This window comes from Pseudomonas sp. NPDC087690, from assembly GCF_044743175.1.
In the GTDB taxonomy this organism is placed as follows: domain Bacteria; phylum Pseudomonadota; class Gammaproteobacteria; order Pseudomonadales; family Pseudomonadaceae; genus Aquipseudomonas.
This window is the reverse complement of the sequence record NZ_JBIUVX010000091.1, coordinates 1-4,318: the sequence shown is the minus strand read 5'-3', so window position 1 is coordinate 4,318 and position 4,318 is coordinate 1. Positions and strand designations below refer to the sequence as shown.

Here is a 4,318-nt window from a genome sequence, read left to right as displayed (position 1 = left end):
GCTGCGAACCAGCTTGACGCCGCCCGCTTTACCGCGACCACCGGCGTGGACCTGGGCTTTGACAACCCACTCACTGCCGCCGATTTTGTCGCAAGCTTCTGCTGCTGCTTCCGGGGTGTCTACTGCGTAACCAGTGGAAACTGGCAGGCCGTATTCAGCGAACAGCTGCTTACCCTGATACTCGTGAAGATTCATGCTTTTTACCGTCTTCGTTAGGTACTGCGCATTCGGCGCTGCGCTCGTTTGAGTGCCGCGCCACCTGTGACTGCTGCTTGCGTAGCTGAGCTACGCAAGACTGCGTCCAGCGGACATTCCGCGGTGAGACTTGCTCGCAAGGCTCACGACGGGCCGTTACCGCCGTGGTTTCTTATTGTCTGTTAACGCTTTTTGCGGTTGGCAATGTGGATGGCGCCGCCATTCACAGCCAAAGCAGCTTCGTGCAAGGCTTCAGACAGGGTCGGATGGGAGAAAACCATCATGCCCAGGTCTTCAGCGCTGGTGCCGAATTCCATACCGATCGCGCCCTGCTGAACCAGTTCTGCAGCGCTCGGGCCAATCACGTGCACGCCCAATACGCGGTCGGTCTTGGCATCTGCGATGACCTTGACGAAACCACCGGTATCGTTGGCGGCCATGGCACGGCCGGAAGCGGCGAACGGGAAGGTGCCGACGTTAACTTCAACGCCTTCAGCTTTCAAGGCCTGCTCGGTTTTGCCAACCCACGCGATTTCCGGGTGAGTATAAATAACCGAAGGGATCAGGTCATAGTTCATCTGGGCTTTGTGGCCCTTGATGCGCTCGACAACCATGATGCCTTCTTCCGAAGCTTTGTGAGCCAGCATCATGCCGCGAACCACGTCACCAATGGCGAAAACGCCCGGTACGGTGGTCGCGCAGTGATCGTCAACGTGGACGAAACCGCGCTCGTCGAGGGTCACGCCGCTGTCGGCAGCCAGCAGATCAGTGGTCACCGGACGGCGACCAACGGCTACGATCAGCTTGTCGAACGTGATGGTCTGTTCGCCGTTGGCATCGGTGTAGTTCACAACGACTTCGTCGCCGTTCACTTTCGAGCCAGTCACGCGAGCCCCCAGTTTGATGTCCAGACCTTGTTTGGTCAGGGTTTTCAGCGCTTCCTTGGAAACAGCGGTGTCCGCTGCCATCAGGAAAGTGTCCAGTGCTTCCAGAACAACCACTTCCGAACCCAGACGCGACCACACCGAACCCAGTTCCAGGCCGATCACGCCAGCGCCGATCACGCCCAGACGCTTAGGTACGGTCTGGAATTCCAGTGCGCCAGTCGAGTCAACGATGACTTTCTGATCAACCGGAGCCGGTGGAATGTCGATTGGACGCGAACCTGGAGCCAGGATCACGTTTTCAGCTTCGATGACTTCAACCGAGCCGTCTGGCTTGGTGACTTCGACTTTCTTGCCAGCCAGCAGTTTGCCGTGGCCCTGGATCGAAGTAACGCCGTTGGCCTTGAACAGGGTGGCAACGCCGCCGGTCAGGTTCTTGACGATGCCAGCCTTGCGGCCAACCATCGCAGCGACGTCCATTTTGACTTCGCCAGTCGAGATACCGTGAACGTTGAAGCTTTCTTTCGCTTCCTTGTATTTCCAGGAGCTGTCGAGCAGCGCCTTGGAAGGAATGCAGCCCACGTTCAGGCAGGTGCCGCCCAGGGCTTGCTTGCCTTCAGCGTCGGTGTACTTCTCGATGCAGGCAGTGGTCAGACCCAGCTGCGCGGCCTTGATGGCAGCCACGTAGCCACCAGGGCCAGCACCGATCACTACTACGTCAAATTTCTGCGACATTCAAAAAATCCTCTTTAGCGAAAAGCTTCAAGCCGCGCGCTCCAAGCCAAGCTGCCCTTTCCTGCAGCTTGAAACTTGAAGCCCGCGACTGCTTCTATCAGATATCCAGCAACAGACGAGCCGGATCTTCCAGCAGGTTCTTGATGGTCACCAGGAAGGTCACAGCTTCTTTGCCATCGATCAGACGGTGATCGTAGGACAGTGCCAGGTACATCATCGGACGGATAACGACCTGACCGTTGATGGCCATTGGACGGTGGATGATGTTGTGCATGCCCAGAATCGCTGCCTGCGGCGGGTTGACGATCGGGGTCGACATCATCGAACCGAAGGTACCACCGTTGGTGATGGTGAAGGTACCACCGGTCATCTCGTCCATCGACAGTTTGCCGTCACGGGCTTTTTTGCCGAATGTTGCGATGCCGCCTTCGATTTCAGCCAGGCTCATCAGTTCGGCGTTACGCAGAACCGGAACAACCAGGCCACGGTCGCTGGAAACGGCAACGCCGATGTCCGCATAGCCGTGGTAAACGATGTCGCCGCCGTCGATCGACGCGTTGACAGCCGGGAAGCGCTTCAGCGCTTCGGTCGCTGCTTTCACGAAGAACGACATGAAGCCCAGGCGTACGCCGTTGTGGGACTTCTCGAACAGATCCTTGTACTTCGAACGCAGGGCCATGACTTCAGTCATGTCGACTTCGTTGAAAGTGGTCAGCATCGCCATGTTCGACTGTGCTTCAACCAGACGCTTGGCCACGGTGGCACGAACGCGGGTCATCGGTACGCGCTTCTCGATGCGGTCGCCAGCGGCGAACACAGGAGCGGCAGCCGAAGGAGCAGCAGCCTTGGCAGGCGCGGCAGCCGGAGCGGCTTTCTTGGCAGCAACAGCAGCAACCACGTCTTCCTTGGTCACACGACCGCCTTTGCCGGTGCCGGCAACGGAAGCGATGTTGATGCCGTTTTCTTCAGCCAGCTTGCGCGCAGCAGGAGCAGCAACAGGATCGTCTTCGCCTTCAGCGGCAGCCGGGGCAGCGGCAGCAGCGGCCGGAGCAGCAGCGGCGGCTGGAGCAGCGGCAGCAGCGCCACCTTCCTGGATGGAGCCCAGCACTTCGTCGGACAGGACGGTTTCGCCCTCGCCCTTGACGATTGCGCCCAGCACGCCATCAGCGGTAGCCAGAACTTCCAGTACGACTTTGTCGGTTTCGATGTCGACGATCAGTTCGTCGCGCTTGACGGCGTCGCCCGGTTGTTTGTGCCAGGTGGCAACGGTGCCATCGGCAACCGATTCCGGGAAAGTGGGGGCTTTGATCTCGATAGCCATTATCTGTGGTTCCTTAAATTCGGTTTCAGGTGCGCGAAGGCGTTAAATGGTAAACGCGTCTTGCAGGAGTTTTTCCTGCTGCTCGGCGTGCATCGATGCGTAACCACAAGCAGGTGCAGCAGAAGCCTCACGGCCCGCGTACTCAAGTACGAGAGACTTGTCGAGGTTCCCGATGCTGCGACGCAAGTGGTGCTGGCTGCAGTACCAGGCGCCCTGGTTCATCGGCTCTTCCTGACACCAAACGGCATTTTTGACGTTGGTGTACGGAGCCAGGACTTCTTTCAAGTCGTCCTCAGGGAATGGATACAGCTGCTCGATACGCACGATGGCGATATCTTCACGGCCTTCGGCACGGCGTTTTTCCAGCAGGTCGTAGTAGACCTTGCCGCTACACAGAACAACACGCTCGACCTTTTTCGGGTCCAGAGTATCGATTTCCGGGATCACGGTCTGGAACGAACCTTCGGCCAGATCTTCCAGGGTCGAGATGGCCAGTTTGTGGCGCAGCAGCGACTTCGGCGTCAGCACGATCAGCGGCTTGCGCAGCGGACGAATCACCTGACGACGCAGCAAGTGGTAGATCTGTGCTGGCGTGGTCGGGACGGCGACCTGAATGTTGTGCTCAGCGCACAGTTGCAGGTAACGCTCAAGACGTGCCGAGCTGTGCTCAGGGCCCTGGCCTTCGTAACCGTGTGGCAGCAACATGGTCAGACCGCAGAGACGGCCCCACTTGTGCTCGCCGCTGGTGATGAACTGGTCGATTACAACCTGTGCACCGTTGGCGAAGTCGCCGAACTGGGCTTCCCAGATCACCAGCGCATCCGGCGTGGTGGTCGAGTAACCGTATTCGAACGCCAATACCGCTTCTTCCGACAGGAACGAGTCGTACAGGTCAAAGCGTGGCTGACCGTCGTACAAGTGTTGCAGCGGAATGTAGGTGCCCGCGTCTTTCTGGTTGTGCAGCACAGCGTGACGGTGCGAGAACGTACCGCGGCCGATGTCCTGACCGGTCATGCGAATCGGGTGACCTTCGAACGCCAGGGTCGCGTACGCCATGGTTTCAGCGTAACCCCAGTTGATCGGCAGGCCGCCGGCTTGCATCTGCTGACGGTCGTCGTAGATCTTCGACTCCGGACGCTGAACCACGACGCCTTCCGGAGTTTCCAGCAGCTTGGCGGAGAGT

3 protein-coding genes and 1 pseudogene are annotated in these 4,318 nt (G+C 58.8%); all 4 read right to left on the bottom strand.

What is annotated here, in order from left to right; genetic code table 11:
• Nucleotides 1-195, bottom strand: a 195-nt coding sequence (locus ACIPIZ_RS29440) for an ATP-grasp domain-containing protein (protein ID WP_401169017.1), incomplete at its 3' end; no start/stop codon positions are given.
• A 182-nt stretch (nt 196-377) separates the two neighbouring features.
• On the bottom strand, nt 378-1,814 hold the full coding sequence (gene lpdA / locus ACIPIZ_RS29435; protein WP_102356807.1) for a dihydrolipoyl dehydrogenase: 1,437 nt from the start codon (nt 1,812-1,814) through the stop codon (nt 378-380).
• Between the two features lie 97 nt (nt 1,815-1,911).
• Nucleotides 1,912-3,135: a 2-oxoglutarate dehydrogenase complex dihydrolipoyllysine-residue succinyltransferase gene (odhB, locus tag ACIPIZ_RS29430; protein WP_401169014.1), complete on the bottom strand. Its 1,224-nt coding sequence runs from the start codon at nt 3,133-3,135 to the stop codon at nt 1,912-1,914.
• Between the two features lie 42 nt (nt 3,136-3,177).
• Nucleotides 3,178-4,318: pseudogene (locus ACIPIZ_RS29425) on the bottom strand (2-oxoglutarate dehydrogenase E1 component); the annotation flags it as partial.

Excerpts from the sequence above, each read along its gene's own strand:
- lpdA (WP_102356807.1), bottom strand. The coding sequence starts at position 1,814 with ATGTCGCAGAAATTTGACGTAGTAGTGATCGGTGCTGGCCCTGGTGGC.
- odhB (WP_401169014.1), bottom strand. The coding sequence starts at position 3,135 with ATGGCTATCGAGATCAAAGCCCCCACTTTCCCGGAATCGGTTGCCGAT.